Genomic DNA, 20242 nt, shown 5'->3' on the forward strand with positions numbered 1-20242 from the left:
ACTCTGTATACGTTTTCTTCTATATTCTAAAAAACAGGGTAAATTACCCCGTTTTTTTACAACCACAACCGCCTCCGGTACCACAACCACCGCCACAGCCACCCGCATCAAAAAACGGATTTCCTGTTGGGACTTTAACGGAAGATGACACTTCAGAACCTATTGCTACACTAACTTCATCTAATAACTTTTGTAAAGCAGTTTCTGCTCTTTTAAAGGCTGCAACCTTATCATGCATATCTACAGAACGCTTTAATTCCCTCATTTTCGTTGAAACGAAAGTATAATCAGGATGATATTTACCAAAACGTTGCACTTCTTCGTATCGCTCTTTCATCACTGTAAATTGCTGAATTAGCGTCTGGACCTCTATATCTTCTTGTAAATCCTTATAATACTTACGATAATCTTCTGCTATATCTGAACAGATAATCGCTTTTGCAAGCTGCTCTGCCTTATCTAAAATCAATACGCTTTCCAGCGTCGCTACAATCATGAGAGACACCTCCGAGTATTCATCATAACACATTTGGAACAGAACTACTAATTGAAGTGTCTCACCTAAAAGAAAGATATGATACTAACTACTTTTCATACCATCCCCTTGCACTCTTATACACTAATATGCTCCGCAATATTGTATTTAAGAACATCCCATTTCCCGCTATTCTCTTTCACGTAGCTAATACATGCGTTTTTTAACGGCGTTTTAAATGTAATTTCATCTGGTGCAATTGCGTGTAAAATAGCTTTTATTGCATGTGAATGCGCAACAATGATAATACGTTTATCTCCATGTGCTACTGCAACCTCTTGTAAAGCCGTAAAACAGCGCTCTACAATTTCTTTATCCTGCTCCATTCCTTCTACATTACCTTCTGCAATTAACTCTCTAACGGCCGCAACTGGTTTCCCAGAAGCTTCCCCAAAATTACGTTCCATAAATCGCTCATCTAATAAAATAGATGGTAATCCAATAGCCCCAGCAATTTCCTTAGCTGTTTCTTGCGCTCTAATTAACGGACTACTTATAATTATATCCCACGATTCCGCTTGCAAGGCAACTGCACTTTGACTCGCTTGCTTCTTCCCAACCTCGTTAAGCGGAATATCTTCGCGCCCTTGAATAATCTCTTGAAAGTTCCAATCAGTTTGTCCATGTCGTACTAAACAAATTTCCGTCATGCTGCAACTCCTTTTTTAAATAATGCGATTCTATTGTAACAAAAGTTTTGCATAACGGACATAGTTTTCCCTTCCAATTACGTCGTATTTTGCTGCTTCATATACTGGAACATATCAATCATAATTGAAGCAACCGCCAATTGATTTTGAAATTTTTCCACTTTATCTGGTATCGTTTTTTTGAAATGCTGCATGGCAGCTAACTCAAAAGCTTCTTTTTCTTCTGGGTTACGCGTCAATTTCCGATACCAGTATGGCTGTTCCCGAATATAGCGAGCTAAATCCTCATCAGCTTTTATAAACTCCATAAGCTCTGCTCTCATCCTCTTTCCCCCTAATCCTTTTGAAAGAAAAAAGGATTATTTTCAGAAGTACTTTGTTCTGGCTGCGCACGGTTCCCTTGAAATTGTTGGATAACTTGTTGGACGCTACCAATCGCACTCGTTACATTTGCTAAATGATGTTGCATTTGCTCTACGTCTAACTTTTTAAAGAAAGAAAGCATTTGCCCCATCACATCAGCAGTTTTTTCCTCTTCTGTTCGACTTTCTTTTTCTTCTTTATTTTCTTTTACCGAAGAAAAAGCAGGTGCTCCATCAGGTCTATACGCTGTCCATATTTGATCTTCTTCACCAAGTAAGTACCATTCTTCATAAAATTGCTGCCAAGTTTTTTGACCACTTCTAACCTCATGAACCATTTTAGGGTGATGGTTTACAAACTCTTTAAACTGTTGAACCGATGGATGTAACGGCCCTTTTGTTGTTGGCATAATCCTCACCTCTTCATGTATATCTACTATATTGTAAGAAAAAAAAGGCACATGGTTCGCCTATTTTCAGACGATTCATGCACCTTTTTATCTCCCTATTTGTGGACAGTAAGACTCCCACTGATTAAAGTTTCATTTTATTTTCGGATAAAGTTTTGAGTATAAAATTTATCATATACCCCAACACCTAATCCAGTAAATTGTTCATTTAATACATTCTTTCTGTGACCCTCACTATTTAACCAACCTTGTACCGCCGCAATTCCATCACTATGTTGCGCCGCTATATTCTCACCAGCAAGTTGAAAAGCCACTTGCCCACGTTGCAAACGATCTCCTAACGTACCAAAAGTAGGTGAATCGTGTGAAAAATAATTATTATCCTTCATATCTTTACTATGGCCAAATGCAACATCTGCAGTTTGTTGGTCCCATGTTAACAACGGTAATTGATGACGACTTCGAATAACATTTGTTAAATCGAGAATTTGTTGCATATTTCCATTTTCTACTTGTTTCATTTTTTCTGGCGTCAGCGGCTGTTCCGCTATTAATTCACCTGAATAAACGAGTTGATATGGTCTTTGTCGTAATAACGTTTCATCATCCATATAACGAAGACCAACAAGCTCATGTGTAAAGTGATCAAAATATAATTGTGCCCACCCATCTTCTACAGGTACTAGCGGTTGTTCCATTACTTCCGTATCAGATAACTCAAATTGATAACTATTCTTTCCTCTTTTTAATGAAATCTCATGTGAAAGTGGATTCTTTTTATATACCTCTTCATACTTTTCATTTATATAATAGGGAGCCACCTTAACTTGCTCACCAGCAACATACGCCGTTACAACTTTACGTTCAGCAACTCCAAATTGAACATACTGAGCTAAATCTTGGTTATACACCCACCATTCATATCCATAAGCAGACGGCTCTATTCGAGACGGTTCGCCCCACTTCGCTAATAAATTCTCAGAGTCCCCACCAATCATACTTAAAACAGTATCTGTGGATTCTTCATTTACTTGCTTCTTCTTTTTCACAATTTTATTTTCTTGCTTAGAGTGAGATGGGGTTAATATATATTGTGATACGAGTAACTTCCCGTATAAATCAACAGCTAAAATTAAAAATGTAATCATTACGATACGCAATAATTTCTTCAAACGATATACCTCCTGAACAAAGCATAAAATCGAGATATACACAAATCCTTTTCTTTCCTTTTTTGTGTGTACCGTACTCTTTTCACTATATCATATTTTCACGAAAAAAGTCTGGAATATCCCTTTTCTCGCAATATGAATTGCACTTTCTTATTATTCATACTATTATAAAAATAATGCACTAACATTAAAAGAAGGAGGTATTCTATGCAATTTACAAATACAAACTTTAATGATGCAGTCGTTGATTTAACTCTTTTAACTGAGATTATGGAAAACAACCATTTTGTACTTGCTGGACAATGGGATTACGAACGCGTTACATATGATTATAAATTTGAAATATTAAAGGATATTTATTATTTACGTGTACAAGGATTTGCTGTTGAAGGTGACATCGGCGGCAGACACGCTCAAGTAAAACTATTGCCACCCTTATTAGGAAAACATTATTATCCTCATGGCATTGAATATGGAGACGATGAGATTTTCCCAACGAATGTACTTCAAAAAAGCGAACAACTCCTACAAAATATTGAAAAAGAGTTAAAAGAATTTCAAATTATTGAATAACAAAAAAACTAGCGCATTAATACGATGCGCTAGTTTTTATTTCGTCTGCAAATAAGGAGGTAACTCTTGCAGCTGCTCTTTATCCTTTTCACGTTCTCTACGTGCCCAATTAAAGAACACATAACCGATAATCGTACCGTACACTATTTCCTGGACAATTTTCATAATGATACCACCTGTTTGCTGGTCTTGTACTACCGGCATCCAATGTAAAAATTCTGGTCCAGTTATATTTAAATCTGATAAAGTACCCGCCGGTACACAGAGTTCCATTGCCTTCATCCAAGCGGCCGGATCTGTATATGTTGCAAATAATGGTGCAGTCGCAAAAATTATTAACGCACAAGCTGGCGTTAATAACATACCATTAGCAAACATGTAACCAAGCTTCTTAATATCACTTAAAGTTTGATATTCTGGCAGCGGATTTAACATCGGCCACCACATCATCATTGCTGCAAAAAACAATATAGCAAGGCAAATAGGATGCGCTATTTGACTTTGTTTTACTGCATCAAAAACAATTGGCAAATGATAAAAGGAAAACAGGCCATTAAATACAAACAACGCAATAAGCGGCTTAGCAAAAAACTTTATCACAATTTGAACGAACTTAAAAGAAGTAATATAACGATATAACCAAACAGGTATACCAAGCAGTAATAACGGAGGCACCGCAATATACATTACTGCCATCTCAAACATATGTGCACTAAATATAATATGACCAATTAAATCAATAGGTCCTCCCTTTACAAAATACAAAAGAACAATCCCAGTCGTAAAATAAAAAATTTGCTTCTTACTTACCTTCGTCGCATTTTCAAATCGCGTTCTATATGGTCCAATAATTAAAAAATAACTAATAAGAATCGAGATCATAAATAATAAAAAAATCGGACTCCATAAAGCTTGAAAACCAAATACCCATAAGTTTTCCATTTCCACACCTACCTTTTCAAAATCCTTATATTTCATATAAAAAGAGGGCTATGATAAATCAGAGCCCCCTACTATCACTGTTTAAATCCACACAATTGTCATAAAGGCTAATATTGTTAATAAACCAATTAACAATCCAGAGTACAAGAAGAAACTCGCCGCTTCATGCCCTTTATGACTCATATGCATGAAATAATATAACTGAAATATAACTTGAACGACTGCTAACAATAATATAAATGGAACCGCAAAAATCGGGCTAAATGTTTTCGGATATGCCACCGCTGCAAATGCAACTAATGTTAAAAAAATCATTAGTGAAAATGTAATAACTTGGTGCTTCATTTCCTCTGCACTTTTTCTCTTCCGATAAACAAGATCCACCTTAGGATTATTCGTTTGCTTAACCGCCATTGTTTATCCCACCATTCCCATCAAATATACTACAGTGAAAATAAACACCCAAACTACGTCAATAAAGTGCCAATAAATTGATGCAACATAAAACTTTGGTGCGTTATATAAATTTAAACCTCTCTTCGCGTTTCTAAAGATTAATGTTAAAATCCAACATAATCCAAACAACACGTGGAGCCCGTGTGTACCAACAAGAGCATAAAATGCAGAACCAAATGCACTACTTCTCATAGTATGCTTAAATTCATGCGTATAATGATAAAACTCATATATTTCAAACCCCAAAAATCCTAAGCCAAGCAACACTGTTACAAGTAACCAAAGTTGCATTTTCTTAAAGTTGAAATTTTTCATATGATACATTGCGTATACACTCGTTAAACTACTCGTTAACAAAAGCATCGTCATAATGAAAACGAGCGGCATTTGAAACATCTCTTGAGATGTTGGTCCACCATTTGTAGAGTTCTTTAATGCTAAATATGTGCCAAATAAGGAAGCGAACAACACTGTTTCGCCTCCAAGAAATAACCAAAAACCAACAAACTTATTTTTTCCCTCAAGGGTTGCTTTTTCAGGCTCTGCTGGAAATGTTTCATTCGTTAATTTCTCATCTACATGCATTACGCCTTGCCCCCCTTATCATCTAAATCTTCCTTATGAATATGATATCCATGATCATCAATTACTGAACGAAGGAACATTGTACCAAATGTAATGATTAAACCGATAATTGCTACTAATAACCAAAATTTATCTTTGCCACCCTGCATATACATCGCACCAAAAGCAGCTATAAATAAACCTAGAGAAATAATAAATGGTGAAAATGAAGAATTTGGCATATGAATATCACCGACCGGTTCCGCTGCCGTCATCTCTTTATTACCCTCACGTTTTTCAATCCAAAACGGATCTAATCCGCGAACAAATGGTAACTGTTTGAAATTATATTCCGGTGTAGGTGCTGGCATTGTCCACTCTAACGTACGCGCATCCCATGGATCACGACCAGCCTTCTCTTTTGATACCGTTGTTTTTATTACATTGAATAAAAGAACAATCGTTCCAAGAGCCATAAACACTGCCCCAATAGAACTAATCATATTCCCCATTTCCAATCCTTGCCCCTCTAGATATGTGTAGTAACGACGCGGCATACCGATTAGACCCAGGAAATGCTGAATAAAGAACGTTAAATGGAAACCGATAAAGAATAACCAAAATGTTATCTTTCCTAACGTTTCATTTAATACTTTATTAAACATAAGTGGCCAATAATAATGCGCACCTGCAAGTAAACCAAATACAACACCGCCAACAATTACATAATGAAAGTGTGCTACTACGAAATAATTATCATGAAACTGATAATCAGCTGGTGCAGAAGCAAGCATAACGCCTGTAACTCCACCCATAACGAAGGATGGAATAAAAGCTACCGCCCACATCATTGGTGTTGTAAACCTAATACTTCCACCCCACATTGTAAAGAGCCAGTTAAATATTTTAATACCCGTCGGAACTGCAATCGCCATTGTTGCAACTGAGAAGATAGCATTTGCAACAGGCCCAAGACCAACAGTGAACATATGATGCGCCCATACCATAAATCCTAAAAACCCTATTAATACTGTCGCGAACACCATCGAGGAATAACCGAATAATCGTTTTTTCGAAAATGTGGCGAAGATTTCTGAGAATATTCCGAAAGCTGGGAGTATAAGAATGTATACTTCCGGATGACCGAAGATCCAGAATAAATGCTCCCATATAATCGTGTTCCCACCTAGTGCCGGATTAAAGAAACTTGTGCCAAATAAACGATCTAACATTAAAAGTCCTAATCCTACAGTTAATGGTGGAAATGCAAATAAAATAAGTGAAGATGTTACAAATGTTGTCCATGTAAACATCGGCATGCGCATGTAAGTCATCCCTGGCGCGCGCATATTAATAATTGTAACAAGGAAGTTAATACCTCCAATTAATGTACCAATACCTGATATTTGCAAGCCGAGTACATAAAAATCAACACCATGTCCTTTAGAGGCTAAAGCTAAAGATGCATACGATGTCCACCCTGCATCAGGCGCTCCTCCTAAAAACCAACTTAAATTTAAAAATAATCCACCAAAGAAAAATAACCAAAATCCGAGCGAATTCAAAAACGGGAACGCCACATCACGTGCTCCAATTTGAAGTGGTACAGCGGCGTTCATAAATGCAAACACGAGTGGCATAGCTGCGAGGAAAATCATTGTTGTACCGTGCATCGTTAATACTTGATTATAAGCATCCCCAACAAGAAAAGCATTGTTAGGAATCGCTAACTGCAGGCGAATAAATAGTGCTTCTATTCCACCTATTACAAAAAACAATCCACCTGCAATTAAATAGAGAATGGCAATCTTTTTATGGTCTACTGTCGTTAAATAATCCCATATGACAGCACCCATCCCCTGTTTTTTTGCTACAGAACTCACGTTTTCAACCTCCCCTTCGCAAATGATCCCTCTTTACTTTTCAATCTTTAACGTTTGTAAATATGCATTTAATGCATTAATTTGATCATCCGTTAAGTTGCCATATTTACCAGTCATTTTATTACCTGGTTTCATATTTTCAGGATCTTTGAGCCATTTTTTTAAGTTCTCTTCATTATTTTCGGCAATACCAGCAACCATATCGCGATCTGCAAAGTTTGCTAAGTTCGGTGCGATACGAGCAGAAGGTGGTCTACTATCATTTGATCCAACTGCATGACAACCAATACAGCTTTTATTAAATATTTCTTGACCTTCTTGCGCCTGTGTAGAAGCTACTTCTTTTTTCCCATCAATCTTCTTCATGTCAGCAAGCCATTTTTTGTACTCGCTTTCATCCAGAGCTTTCACTTTGAACTGCATTAAAGAATGTGATGGGCCACAAAATTCTGTGCAAAAACCATTATAAGTGCCCGATTTATCTGCCTTTAACCACATTTTGTTTACATTATCTGTATTTGTATCCATTTTCCCAGCTAAAGATGGAACCCAAAACGAATGTTTAATATCGGCACCCTTCAAATTCAAATACACTTTCTTACCTGTGGGGATAACTAAATCTTGAGAAGTTACTATTTTTTCTGATTTATAAGAAAATTCCCACCAATAAAGATTCGCTGTTACATCAACAACGATAGTATCTTTATCAATATTCTTTTTCTCCATCGCACTTACATCAGCAAGCTTGAATGTATATGTAACAGTCGGAACAGCCAAGATTAACAAAAGAATAATCGGAATAACTGTCCATATAATTTCTAGTTTGTGATTTCCTTCAACTTGCTCTGGAATATAATCTTCCTCACCCTTTTTTTGTCGGAAACGCACAATTACATATAAGAAAATAATAGTAACTACAAGTACTACTCCTACCATGATTGCACTCGCTAGCAAGAGCAAATCATATTGCATTTTTGCTACTTCCCCTTGCGGAATTAAAGTAGACTGAAAAGCTTTACCGCATCCCCCTAACAGTAAAGCCAGCAGTGAAACGAACGAAAGCAGTCGCCACTGTTTCTTCATACAAACAACCCCCACTTTCTTTGTGAATTAGATTGTACTTTATAGTTAAGTAAAGTAAATCTCAACGTAAAGAAATCCAATTATGTCGTTGTCTTAGAAGAATGTAACTACAATCATTGACACAAATAAGATTGTTAAGTAATTCAGGGAATAAACAAACATTTTTACGGACCACTTGATGTCATCTTGCTTACGGAAGCCATAAAACCCTAATGCGATCCATCCGATGTTAAGCAATGTTGCAATTACCATGAATGTTATTCCAAGCCCACTCATATAAAATGGTAGTGGTAATAAACATACTGTCCAAATCATAATCTGACGTTTCGTAATATCAAATCCCTGTACAACAGGAAGCATTGGGATTCCTGCATTTCGATATTCATCAACACGCTTCATCGCTAATGCGAGGAAATGTGGGATTTGCCAAATAAACATAATTAAAAATAACATCCAAGCAATTGGATGATTTAAAGACGGATCAATTGCCGCCCATCCAATTAAAGGTGGAACTGCTCCTGATATACTACCTACAACAGTATTTAACGTATATTTTCTCTTCGTCCATAACGTATATAAAACAACATACGTGAAGGCACCAATAAATGAGATTAACACTGCCATCGGTGTAGTAAGTAATAAAAATGCAAAGCCAAGAAGTAAAATTACAAGTCCAAATGCAAGTGCAAAGCCAGGTTTATATTTACCTGTTACCGTTGGACGGTTTTTTGTTCTTTCCATTAATGGATCGATATCTCGGTCAATGTAGTTATTTAAACAACATACCCCAGCCATAATTAACGCAGAACCAACGATTGTGAAAAATAGCTTATCTAGATTGTCCATAACACTCAATCCATTAAAATGTAAAGCCAACCAAAATCCTGTAAATACAGTAAGTGTATTTGAGTTTACAATCCCCATTTTAACGAGCGCTGATAAATCTTGTAACCGAGTTGTTTCCGGTACACTTGAAACAGCTGACTCATCATGCAGCTCACTTGTTGCATGGTTCATCACTTTAACCCCCTCTTAAACCTATCATCTTTCTAAGCACATATTTCATGTGAAATATTTCGCTTCTATACAGCAATATTATTACAGTAGAAATATTGTTAACCCATTCTACTACTAATCTACGCCCATACTCCAATATATTAAATCACATTTCCCGAACATTTTGTGAAGAAAACATGAACTTTTTGTGTCGAACATTAAAAAACTTTATTCCAATTTATCCTTATCATAACATGATGTTATCTTCTATAATAAACTATTTTGTCATATTTAGCATATATTCTCCCCATTTCTTTTCAAAACAGCCTAAATTTCACCTAAAATATGTATTTAAAATCCCATTTTGTTCTTTATACTACGACGTTGTCCTCGCCCTCCATTTCTTTGCTATTTTATTATTTTTTATATATCATAGGACTGTAGCACGTTTTATTCTATACATAATGGAATGAAAATATTTCGCAATAACTTCATAGCAGAAAGATGGTGAAAGAGATTGCAACGCTTTATTAAATGGTTAGCAGTCATTACAAGTCTCGATTTATTAGTAGTTTTACTAGGAGGCGCTTTAGTTACAAAAACAGGTTCAGGCCAAGGATGCGGCAAATCATGGCCACTTTGTAACGGTGAATGGTTTCCATCTAATTTATCAATGGAAACTATTATTGAGCTAAGTCACCGCTTAACATCGGGATCAGCAGGAATCCTTGTTACTCTTCTTTGTATCTTGTCCTGGAAATATTATAAACATGTGCGCGAAACAAAAACGTTAGCAATTTTATCCTTCGTATTTTTAGTTGCACAAGCATTAATGGGGGCGGCAGCAGTTGTTTGGGGACAAATGCCTGCAGTATTAGCTATTCACTTCGGTATTTCCTTAATTTCATTTGCTTCTGTCATCTTGTTAACGTGTCTTATTTTTGAAATTGATCAGAAATTTGATGCACGTTCACTTATTATGGACAAAAAAATGAAATTTCATATTTATGGTGTAACAATTTACAGTTATATTGTTGTCTACACAGGAGCTTTAGTACGTCACGAACGAGCTACCTTAGCCTGTCCAGACTTCCCTTTATGTAGTAAAAACAGACCTATGCCAACTCAACTACATGAGTGGGTCCAAATGGGGCATAGAGTTGCAGCGATGTTAATATTCGTTTGGATACTTTACGCGATGTTTATAGCTATTCGTCATTACAAGCAGCAGCGTGTAGTATACTGGGGATGGATTATTTCATTTATCCTTGTTACACTTCAAGCTATAGTAGGGATTTTAGTCGTATTTACAAATGCTAGTTTAGCAATGGCATTATTACATTCGCTCTTCATTTCTTGCCTGTTTGCTGTACTATGCTATTTAGTTATGTTAGGTACAAGAAGTACATTCAATGCAAAAGAAGCTGAATCAACTTCTAAGCAAACAAAATAAAGTAAAACTTTAATACCTTGCCAATTCGGCAAGGTATTATTTACACACAAAAAAGAGCTGCTTTCGCACAGCTCTTTTTCTTTATTTTAATGATCTAATTCAATGAGTAAATCTCCCGTTTGAATTGCATCCCCATCATTTACATATACTTTTTTCACTTTACCACTAAATGGCGCTTGAACCGTCGTTTCCATTTTCATCGCTTCTGTAATTGCCATGGAATCACCTTTTTTCACTTCATCGCCTTCTTTTACAACTACTTTAATAACAGTTCCCGGCATCGTTGCGCTAATATGATTTGGATTTTCACGATTCCCCTTCACACGCTGTGCAACAGTTGCTTTCACGCTTTCATCTTTCACTACGATTTCACGCGGTTGTCCATTAAATTCCAAGTAAAGTACACGATTTCCATCTGGCTGCGGTTCTCCAATGGAAACTAGTTTAACCATCAATGTTTTACCTTGTTCGATTTCTACATCAATTTCTTCACCAAGTCTCATTCCATAGAAGAAAGTAGGTGTATCAAGCACAGATACATTTCCATAAAGCCCAACAACTTTTTCGTAGTCCATAAACACTTTTGGATACAATGCATATGCGACTACATCAAAAATTGTCACTTCGCGTCCAAGTTTGTGGAATAACTCTTCTTTTAAAGCGTCAAAATCTACTGGCTCTAATAATTCACCTGGTCTTACTGTCAATGGCTCTTTCCCTTTTAAAATAATATTTTGTAATTCTTTCGGAAAACCACCATATGGTTGACCTAAATCTCCAGAGAACATTTCAACAACAGATCCTGGGAAGTCCATAGAATCTCCACGCTCTAAAATATCTTGTTCTGTCAGATGATTTTGAACCATAAATAATGCCATATCACCGACAACTTTAGATGATGGTGTTACTTTTACAATATCTCCAAACATATCATTAACACGACGATACATCACTTTAACTTCATCAAAGCGATCTCCTAAACCAACCGCCTTCGCTTGTTGTTGAAGATTACTATATTGTCCACCTGGCATTTCGTGCATATATACCTCTGTGTGAGGAGCGTTCATACCACTTTCAAATGGAGCATAATATTTACGTACATCTTCCCAATAATGAGATAGTTTTTCTAATGAGTCTATATTAACATCTGGTTGTCTTTCGTTTCCGCCTAACGCATAGTATAGTGTATTCGCACTCGGTTGTGACGTTTGACCAGCCATAGAACTCACCGCTACATCGACAATATCAACGCCTGCTTCAATCGCCTTCGTATACGTTAAAATACCATTTCCGCTCGTATCATGTGTATGCAGGTGAATTGGAATCGACACCGTCTCTTTTAGTGCTGAAACTAAATCATATGCTGCGTTTGGCTTTAATAAGCCCGCCATATCTTTAATTCCTAAAATATGAGCTCCTGATGCTTCCAACTCTTTTGCTAAATTTTTATAATAATTTAAATCATATTTACTGCGTAAAGGATCATGAATGTCTCCTGTGTAACACATTGTTGCTTCTGCAATTTTACCAGTATCTCGTACAGCATCAATTGCAACTCTCATACCTTCTACCCAGTTTAAGCTATCAAAAATACGGAACACATCAATTCCAGCTTGCGCAGAACATTCTACAAATTTTTGAATTAAATTATCTGGATAGTTTTTGTATCCAACTGCGTTTGAAGAACGAAGTAACATTTGGAATAAAACATTCGGCATTTTTTCACGAAGATCTAGTAATCTTTCCCACGGATCTTCTTTTAAGAAGCGATACGCAACATCAAACGTTGCACCGCCCCACATTTCCGCTGAGAATAAGTTTGGTAACATTCTCGCTGTCGGTTCTGCAATTTGATGTAAATCTTTTGTACGAATACGTGTTGCAAGTAAAGATTGATGCCCATCACGGAATGTTGTATCCGTTAAAAGTACACGTTTTTGATCTTGAACCCACTTTACTAATCCATCTGCTCCACGTTCATCTAAAATTTGTTTCGTTCCGTTTTGAATCGTTTCTGAATGTTTCACACTTGGTATACGAGCATCTGAGAAAATTGGCTTCTCTTGTTTCCCTACTCCTGGGAAACCATTTACTGTTACTGTACCAATATAATTTAACATTTTCGTTCCACGGTCTTTACGTTTCGGGAACAGGAATAGTTCAGGTGACGCGTCAATAAATGAAGTATCATATTCTCCTGATAAGAAGTTTCTATGTTTCACTACATTCTCTAAGAATGGAATATTTGTTTTAATACCACGAATACGGAATTCTTTTAAGTTACGTTCCATTTTTGCAGCAGCTTGTTCGAAAGTAAGCGCCCAAGTTGTAACTTTTACAAGTAAAGAGTCATAGTACGGTGTAATAACTGCACCTTGGAAACTATTACCTGTGTCAAGACGCACACCAAAACCACCGCCTGATCGATACGCCATAATCTTCCCTGTATCAGGCATAAAGTTATTAAGTGGGTCTTCTGTCGTTACACGAGATTGAATTGCATAACCATGCACAATAATCTCTTCTTGTTTCGGCACACTTACCATCTTGCTATGTAAAGCATGTCCATCTGCAATTAAAATTTGTGATTGAACAATATCGATTCCTGTAATCATTTCTGTAATTGTATGTTCTACTTGAACACGTGGGTTTACTTCAATAAAGTAAAATTCATCATCTTTCACTAGGAATTCAACTGTTCCAGCATTTAAATAATTTACATTTTTCGTTAACTTTACTGCAGCATCACAAATACGCTGGCGCAAATCATCTGAAAGCGACACGCTCGGTGCAATTTCAACTACTTTTTGATGGCGTCGTTGTACAGAGCAATCACGCTCATATAAATGTACAACATTACCTTCTTCATCTGCTAAAATTTGTACTTCTATATGTTTAGGTTTTTCAACGAATTTTTCAACGTACACTTCATCATTACCAAAGGCTGCTTTTGCTTCTGATTTCGCGCGATTATACGATTCTCTTAATTCTTCACTAGCACGTACAATACGCATACCGCGACCGCCGCCACCAAGGGATGCTTTAATAATAATCGGGTAATCATACTTTTCAGCAAATTCTTTAACTTCTTCTATTGAATCTACTGGACCATCACTACCAGGAATAATTGGAATTTGTGCTAGCTGCGCTTGTGTTCTTGCTTTAACTTTATCTCCAAACATGTCTAAATGCTTACTTTTTGGACCGATAAAGATAATCCCTTCTTCTTCACAACGTTTTGCAAATTGAATATTTTCTGACAAGAAACCATATCCAGGGTGGATTGCATCTACATGATTACTTTTCGCAATCTCAATAATGCCTTCAATATCTAGATAAGCATCAATTGGCTTTTTCCCTTCCCCAACTAAATAGGACTCATCGGCTTTATAGCGATGATAAGAACCGCTATCCTCTTTAGAATAGATCGCAACTGTGTTTAATCCAAGTTCTGAACATGCTCGGAACACACGAATTGCTATCTCTCCACGGTTAGCTACCAATACTTTTTGAATACGTTGCAGCTTTGTCATGATTTTCCCCCTCTATTTTCTTACCACTCTAGAGATAAAATACATACACACTCTAAAGAGCGTGAAGTTCTTCACTTTCTACATTATATTATACTTAGAAAGCTTCACTTTATTTTTATCCATCATACCTTATTTTTCAACAAATGATAAGTTTTCTGATCAATTTGTTTCACAAAAATAGTATAGCATACCTCTTCCTTTTCTAACAACAATATTGTATATCACATTCATTTAAATGTAATATACTTTTTATTTTAAAAGAATCAATATTGTATCACATTTGAAACCTAACAAAATAAAAAACACATTGAACTCTAGAGCTCAATGTGTTTTTTATTTTACAACAACAAGATGCGGTCCACCTTGTTCTATTTCGTTAGTCAATTCATTTTGTTGTTTCTCTTGTCGTTTTACATAACTAGCAATATTTAACAGTATACCCATTGCAAGTAAATTAGCCAATAAAGAACTACCACCATAACTTACAAATGGTAATGGTACCCCTGTAAGCGGTATTAACCCAGACATACCACCGACATTAATAAAAGTTTGAACTCCAAACAAACTTGCAATTCCGATGGCTATTAAACTTCCAAATGGATCTTTACACTTTTGTGCAATCCTGAATGAACGAATGATAATGAGTAGCAAGCAAATTAAAATAACAGCTACACCAATAAAACCTAGCTCTTCAGATATAATCGCCATAATAAAGTCTGTTTGCGGTTCTGGTAAGTATCCATATTTTTGCACACTGTTCCCTAAGCCTCTGCCATTTAGTCCTCCTGAAGCAATTCCAATAAATGAATTTATTAATTGAAATCCATCCTTTTGGGGATCGCTAAATGGATCAAGAAAAACTGAAAACCGAGCTTTTTGGTACGGACTTAATGCATAATTCCCAAGAAAATATAGTGCCGGAATCCACACTATAGAGGTTAAAACAATTCGTTTAATCCATAAGTTAATCCGGACTCCCGAACAAAGAAACATAATTCCTACCGTTCCCGCAATTAACATATCGGTACCTAAGTCATTTTGAAGTAAAATTAATCCCATCGCTCCACCGACAACAGCTAGAGGAGGAATTATCCCTTGTACAAAAGCTGTTTGCGTTTCTTGTTTCTTAGCAAAAAAGTTTGCTAACGTAATAATAACCGTTATTTTCACAAACTCAGCTGGTTGTATACCTAATATCCATCCTTTTGCGCCATTTACGTCCTTACCGAAAATCAAGGCTGCTAATAATAGACCAATACTCCCTATTCCCATTGCGATCAAAACTATTCGCTTTCTCCACAACTTATAAGGAATAGCAACGATAATCGCTAACATTATCGTTCCAATAGCTAAAGCAATTAATTGTTTTTTAAAAAAGTAATTTGCTGGCCAGTTATGCCTCGAAATCGCAACAATGGAACTAGAACTATATACCATTATAACTCCCAACACACATAAGATAACAAGAGGAAGTAATAATGAATAATCCATCGATTTCCATACTTTTTTCATTTCATTTCCTCTTTCTGTTTCAATTTAATTATTGTTGTATTCCATATGTATATAGGTTCTTCCTTCTTTATTATACAAATAAAAAGCCCAAACTATTTCAGTTTGAGCCCCCCTATTTGAACCCGTTATTGTTGTTTGTTTGTAAATGCTTCATGAAGTGCAGATAACTCACGTTCGAGCTCTCCTAACATTGCTTTCCCTTGTTCTTCTGCAATAAGACCAAGGCGAACCGCAAAATCGACCTCGCGGGATAGTCCAAACATTTGTGTGTCTAACACTTCTTCATATAATGGACATTGCGGCATTGTAAGATTGTCCATTTGCACCTTAATAAGTCTTAAGATTTTCTCCGCATCCGCTTGTAGAAGGGCTAGTGCCTTTTCCTGATGATTTGATACTGTCTCAGACGCCAAATTGATTCCCTCCGTTTCCGTCCTACTCTCACCTATCTATTAATATTAGCGATAGTTTTAATAAATTGCAATAGAAACATTTTTTGTGACAACAGTGTCTAATACTATTATACTGAAAAGTGGGAGTATAACACAAATGGGGGAACAACAATGAGCGAAATTTTATTTATTAATGGAAAAGTACGTTTTCCAATCACTATTGATCCAACTGTTTGGATTTTTGATGATCGAAAAGTAGATTTGACAACTTACTTTGATGAAACTAGAGAAGAATCAACCGAATTAGAAACATACTTAAAACATACTTCAGAGCATTGGGATCGCGAAATCCGTGATGGTGCTGCCTTCCCGCCAATACAACAAAGTGTAAAGAAATATAAAAAAGAACAGCTTATTAACGGGACATTTGGCATACCACTTCATCCATTTCTTAAAAATGCTGAAATTTTAGAAGATGCTACTCAAGTCGAAATTGAAACCACAGACAATTCAATTACACTTCCGTTAGAAACAGCGCATAAAGCTATTCTCGGTTTTTCAAAAGAAGGTAAACCATTACGAGAAGACGGGCCTGTTCATCTATATTTCCATGATGGATCTAATAGACAAAATCCGATTCGTAACATCCGTAAATTTACAATCATTTAAATTGTATAATTAAAAGGAAAAAAAGGAGTGAGCTTAGGCTCACTCCTTTTTATAATAAATCCGCTGCTAGTTGTGCTAAATTAGAACGCTCTCCTTTAACAAACTTTACATGACCACTAATACGTTGTTCTTTAAACTTCTCTACAACGTATGTTAAACCATTATTATATTCATCTAAATACGGGTGATCAATTTGCTGAGGATCCCCCATTAATACAATCTTACTTTTTTCGCCTACCCTTGTTAATATCGTCTTCACTTCATGCTTCGTTAAATTTTGTGCCTCGTCAATAATAATAAACTGGTCTGGAATACTTCTCCCGCGTATATAGGTAAGCGCTTCTACTTCAATCGAACCCATTCCAGCTAAAATAGCATCTAGCTCCCCAGGCTTTTTCGTATTGAATAAATACTCTAGATTATCAAAAATCGGCTGCATCCACGGTCTTAATTTTTCCTCTTTCTCTCCTGGTAAATAGCCTATATCTTTTCCTACCGGTACAATTGGTCTCGCGACAAGTAGTTTTTTATATAACCCTAAATCTTCCGTTTGCATTAGTCCCGAAGCTAATGCAAGTAACGTTTTTCCTGTACCGGCTTTCCCTGTTAACGTTACAAGTGGAATATCTTCCCGAAGTAGCAATTCTAATCCCATAATTTGCTGCACGTTTCGTGGGCGTATCCCCCACACTTGCTCATTGTGAAAAATAAGTTTTTTTACCTTCTTACCTAAATGATCCACAATCCCAAGTGCAGAACTAGAACCCCCTAGTGCATCTTTCATTACAACAAACTGATTTGGATAAAAAGGATGATTTGCGATTTCAGATAAAGGTAGTTCACCTTTTTCATAAAAATAATCTAACTGTTCCTTTGATATATACCCTTCTAAAAATCCTGAATATATATTTTCCACTTCGATTACTCGGTCACTTAAATAATCTTCGGCCTGCAATCCGATCGCATCAGCTTTTACCCTTACGAGTACATCTTTACTTACTAAAATAACTGATTTCCCGTCCTCTTTTTCTTGTTCTTCTAAAGAGAGATTTTTCGCTACCGCTAAAATTCGATTATCATTTGTTTTTTCTACAAAAATATCTTGCAGTTGAACAAATGAGCGATGATTTAATTCAATACGAAATGTACCGCCGTTTTCTAACGGAATACTTTCATGCAGCTTTCCTATTTCGCGAAATTTGTCGATTAACTTAGATACATAGCGAGCATTTCGTCCTACTTCATCCATATAACGTTTTTTCGAATCAACCTCTTCTAATACAACTGCTGGAATCACTACTTCATTTGTTGCAAATGAAAAAATAGATAAAGGATCCTGCAAAAGTACATTCGTATCTAACACATAAATTTTATCCAACCTGTTACCCCCTGACTCCACTTTTAAATTTGTAGAACAAGGGTTTCATCCATAAAATATGGACGAACCATTGTTATAATTATATGTACCGTAAAAACGAGGTAGAATCGAAATTCATAGAAATTAAACCTTTTCTTTATTTTTTATTCATTTCTATTCAATATATTACTTTTTATTATAATTTTTCACATTAAATCACAATACTCACTTATAAAAGTTTATGAACGATGTTCCTATTCATCTTCTTTATAATTCTTTCATTCCTACTAATACTTGATTATCAAGCTTTTTAGCAGCTCGAAGATCATATGTTTTTTCATATGTTGGTTCAGTAGCAAGTTTCGCACCATAAAACATAACATCACGAACTTCTTGTACATTCACTTCTACTACCGTTAATTTTAGAGGAATCCCTTCCATTCTATCTGTTAAAATTTCACTTTCACCACTTATGGAAAATACGGATTCATTCGCCATTATAGTCAATACAACCCCTGCACTATGCCGTATATTCCCCACAATACGTGAGCGTTGATCTACCGCAAATCGAATACTAGTTTCACTCACTGCATATACCCAAGAAATAGCACTTACGTTAGGAATTTGTTTTTCGAAATCTGTTGTTGCTATCATAACGATACACTCTTTACGCAAAGATTGTACTAAATCACCTGTCAATGTAGGCTCAACTACATTCGCCATATTTCCACCTCCAAATATTATTTATATATCCTTATCATAACCTATTTTTAGAATTGCGAAAATATTATTTTTTCCCGCTATTATTCAAAAACATTATACTTCCATGATATACTTATACTGATAGAATTCGTATTGAGGTGACGAAATGAGAGTCAAATGTATGATTTGTGATAAAAAAGATATGTTAGATGACGAAAATCCTATGGCAAAAAAACTGCGTAATCGCCCTATTCATACATATATGTGCATGGAATGTACGGAACGAATTGCAGAGCGTACTATGGAACGCCATGCGAGTGGTAATTTCCGATTATATCGTGATAAAAAAGTAGAAGACGATTGGTAAACCGGAAATAAGTCCTTAATCATATAGATAAGGACTTATTTGTATTTTTCTGGTTCACGATTCATCTGATCCAAAAAACAATCAATGGCTTCTACCGGAAATCTTGCACACCTTATTTCTCCATCAATTTCATATGTAATCAAATACATTTCCTCGTTCTTTTCAACTTCTACATTTTGTAATTTATGCTCTTCATATATCATATTTTGAAATAATACATACGTTTCTTGTGCAGCGCTATCATCTGGACGTGCTTCCGCAACCGTTTTAATTGTTAACCAATTATATAATGCATCTTGTACTGAGCGCATGAAAGCCCCTCCTTTTTTCACCCTGTTTTTTGTTGTTTAGCTTGACGTAAACGCAGTCTATAAATTCCAAGTACAATTGCCGCTACAACGAGCCCCTCTCCAACGGGTAAAAAAACTGCAAAAAAAGTTAATACCGTGCATCCAATTGCTAAAGATGTATATATCACTATATTTTTTAGTACCGATAGCTTCCTTGCAAATCCTAAATTATATACAAGTGCACTTAATAAAATTATTGTTCCATAAAGCAACCACATCCCTAACTCTGGATTTTCATCAACTTTGCAAAGTTTCGCGAAAAATGACATTCTTTCTAACAC

The 20242-nt window shown here is 36.0% G+C and carries 22 protein-coding genes; 4 read left to right on the forward strand and 18 right to left on the reverse strand.

The genetic code is table 11. The annotated features are described in order from the left end of the window. Nucleotides 1-43: 43 nt before the first annotated feature. The 5 genes from V7038_RS08245 to V7038_RS08265 form a co-directional block, all read right to left on the reverse strand. Nucleotides 44-496: a YlbF family regulator gene (locus tag V7038_RS08245; RefSeq protein WP_002111468.1), complete on the reverse strand. Its 453-nt coding sequence runs from the start codon at nucleotides 494-496 to the stop codon at nucleotides 44-46. A gap of 116 nt (nucleotides 497-612) precedes the next feature. After that, nucleotides 613-1185 carry a histidine phosphatase family protein gene (locus V7038_RS08250; RefSeq protein ID WP_002111469.1) on the reverse strand — a complete coding sequence of 191 codons (573 nt, stop codon included), beginning with the start codon at nucleotides 1183-1185 and terminating at the stop codon, nucleotides 613-615. Nucleotides 1186-1262: 77 nt separating this feature from the next. Further along, nucleotides 1263-1508: a YlbE-like family protein gene (locus V7038_RS08255; protein ID WP_002014770.1), complete on the reverse strand. Its 246-nt coding sequence runs from the start codon at nucleotides 1506-1508 to the stop codon at nucleotides 1263-1265. Between the two features lie 11 nt (nucleotides 1509-1519). After that, entirely contained in the window at nucleotides 1520-1957 is a 438-nt protein-coding gene (locus V7038_RS08260) for a YlbD family protein (protein ID WP_002111470.1), read from the reverse strand. A gap of 137 nt (nucleotides 1958-2094) precedes the next feature. After that, nucleotides 2095-3129 (reverse strand): CAP domain-containing protein, encoded by a 1035-nt coding sequence (locus V7038_RS08265; RefSeq protein ID WP_002111471.1) that lies wholly within the window; start codon nucleotides 3127-3129, stop codon nucleotides 2095-2097. A gap of 207 nt (nucleotides 3130-3336) precedes the next feature. Here V7038_RS08265 and V7038_RS08270 point away from each other — a divergent pair, with 207 nt between their 5' ends. Then, entirely contained in the window at nucleotides 3337-3702 is a 366-nt protein-coding gene (locus V7038_RS08270) for a YugN family protein (protein ID WP_002111472.1), read from the forward strand. 36 nt (nucleotides 3703-3738) lie between these two features. Here the strand turns inward: V7038_RS08270 and ctaG are convergent, their stop codons facing one another. From ctaG to ctaB, 6 genes are all read right to left on the reverse strand, one after another. Next, a complete protein-coding gene (gene ctaG, locus V7038_RS08275; RefSeq protein ID WP_002111473.1) occupies nucleotides 3739-4644 on the reverse strand; it encodes a cytochrome c oxidase assembly factor CtaG in 906 nt (301 codons plus the stop codon). Between the two features lie 81 nt (nucleotides 4645-4725). Continuing rightward, nucleotides 4726-5058, reverse strand: a complete 333-nt coding sequence (gene ctaF, locus V7038_RS08280; RefSeq protein WP_002111474.1) for a cytochrome c oxidase subunit IVB — start codon at nucleotides 5056-5058, stop codon at nucleotides 4726-4728. 3 nt (nucleotides 5059-5061) lie between these two features. Next, the gene (gene ctaE, locus V7038_RS08285; RefSeq protein ID WP_000557861.1) at nucleotides 5062-5685 is read right to left on the reverse strand and encodes a cytochrome c oxidase subunit III; all 624 of its coding nucleotides are present in this window, start codon (nucleotides 5683-5685) and stop codon (nucleotides 5062-5064) included. After that, complete coding sequence (ctaD, locus tag V7038_RS08290; RefSeq protein ID WP_171903074.1) at nucleotides 5685-7520, reverse strand: cytochrome c oxidase subunit I; 1836 nt, start codon at nucleotides 7518-7520, stop codon at nucleotides 5685-5687. Before ctaD ends, ctaE begins: the two co-directional genes overlap by 1 nt. A 60-nt stretch (nucleotides 7521-7580) precedes the next feature. Further along, entirely contained in the window at nucleotides 7581-8630 is a 1050-nt protein-coding gene (gene coxB / locus V7038_RS08295) for a cytochrome c oxidase subunit II (protein ID WP_002111478.1), read from the reverse strand. A 93-nt stretch (nucleotides 8631-8723) separates the two neighbouring features. Further along, nucleotides 8724-9647, reverse strand: coding sequence for a protoheme IX farnesyltransferase (gene ctaB / locus V7038_RS08300; protein ID WP_002111479.1), 924 nt, complete (start codon nucleotides 9645-9647; stop codon nucleotides 8724-8726). A 496-nt stretch (nucleotides 9648-10143) separates the two neighbouring features. On the opposite strand from ctaB, the gene ctaA reads away from it, so the two are divergent. Continuing rightward, nucleotides 10144-11079: a heme A synthase gene (gene ctaA / locus V7038_RS08305; protein WP_002111480.1), complete on the forward strand. Its 936-nt coding sequence runs from the start codon at nucleotides 10144-10146 to the stop codon at nucleotides 11077-11079. A gap of 86 nt (nucleotides 11080-11165) precedes the next feature. On the opposite strand, the gene pyc is transcribed toward ctaA, so the two are convergent. The 3 genes from pyc to V7038_RS08320 form a co-directional block, all read right to left on the reverse strand. Next, nucleotides 11166-14612: a pyruvate carboxylase gene (gene pyc, locus V7038_RS08310; protein ID WP_002111481.1), complete on the reverse strand. Its 3447-nt coding sequence runs from the start codon at nucleotides 14610-14612 to the stop codon at nucleotides 11166-11168. A gap of 333 nt (nucleotides 14613-14945) precedes the next feature. Beyond that, the gene (ftsW, locus tag V7038_RS08315) at nucleotides 14946-16124 is read right to left on the reverse strand and encodes a putative lipid II flippase FtsW (protein ID WP_002111482.1); all 1179 of its coding nucleotides are present in this window, start codon (nucleotides 16122-16124) and stop codon (nucleotides 14946-14948) included. A gap of 125 nt (nucleotides 16125-16249) precedes the next feature. After that, nucleotides 16250-16537 (reverse strand): YlaN family protein, encoded by a 288-nt coding sequence (locus V7038_RS08320; RefSeq protein ID WP_000135698.1) that lies wholly within the window; start codon nucleotides 16535-16537, stop codon nucleotides 16250-16252. 150 nt (nucleotides 16538-16687) lie between these two features. Between V7038_RS08320 and V7038_RS08325 the strand changes: the two genes are divergently transcribed. Next, a complete protein-coding gene (locus V7038_RS08325; RefSeq protein WP_002160685.1) occupies nucleotides 16688-17185 on the forward strand; it encodes a hypothetical protein in 498 nt (165 codons plus the stop codon). 49 nt (nucleotides 17186-17234) lie between these two features. Here the strand turns inward: V7038_RS08325 and V7038_RS08330 are convergent, their stop codons facing one another. Then, nucleotides 17235-18563 (reverse strand): PhoH family protein, encoded by a 1329-nt coding sequence (locus V7038_RS08330; RefSeq protein ID WP_002088317.1) that lies wholly within the window; start codon nucleotides 18561-18563, stop codon nucleotides 17235-17237. A 246-nt stretch (nucleotides 18564-18809) separates the two neighbouring features. Then, entirely contained in the window at nucleotides 18810-19265 is a 456-nt protein-coding gene (locus V7038_RS08335; RefSeq protein WP_002014791.1) for a pyridoxamine 5'-phosphate oxidase family protein, read from the reverse strand. 145 nt (nucleotides 19266-19410) lie between these two features. On the opposite strand from V7038_RS08335, the gene V7038_RS08340 reads away from it, so the two are divergent. Beyond that, the gene (locus V7038_RS08340; RefSeq protein WP_002111485.1) at nucleotides 19411-19611 is read left to right on the forward strand and encodes a YlaI family protein; all 201 of its coding nucleotides are present in this window, start codon (nucleotides 19411-19413) and stop codon (nucleotides 19609-19611) included. 35 nt (nucleotides 19612-19646) lie between these two features. Here the strand turns inward: V7038_RS08340 and V7038_RS08345 are convergent, their stop codons facing one another. Beyond that, the gene (locus V7038_RS08345) at nucleotides 19647-19922 is read right to left on the reverse strand and encodes a hypothetical protein (protein ID WP_002111486.1); all 276 of its coding nucleotides are present in this window, start codon (nucleotides 19920-19922) and stop codon (nucleotides 19647-19649) included. 17 nt (nucleotides 19923-19939) lie between these two features. Next, nucleotides 19940-20242, reverse strand: coding sequence for a YlaH-like family protein (locus V7038_RS08350; protein ID WP_002066917.1), 303 nt, complete (start codon nucleotides 20240-20242; stop codon nucleotides 19940-19942).

Origin of the sequence: Bacillus sp. JJ783, assembly GCF_036963225.1 — a bacterium.
Taxonomy (GTDB): Bacteria; Bacillota; Bacilli; order Bacillales; family Bacillaceae_G; genus Bacillus_A; species Bacillus_A cereus_U.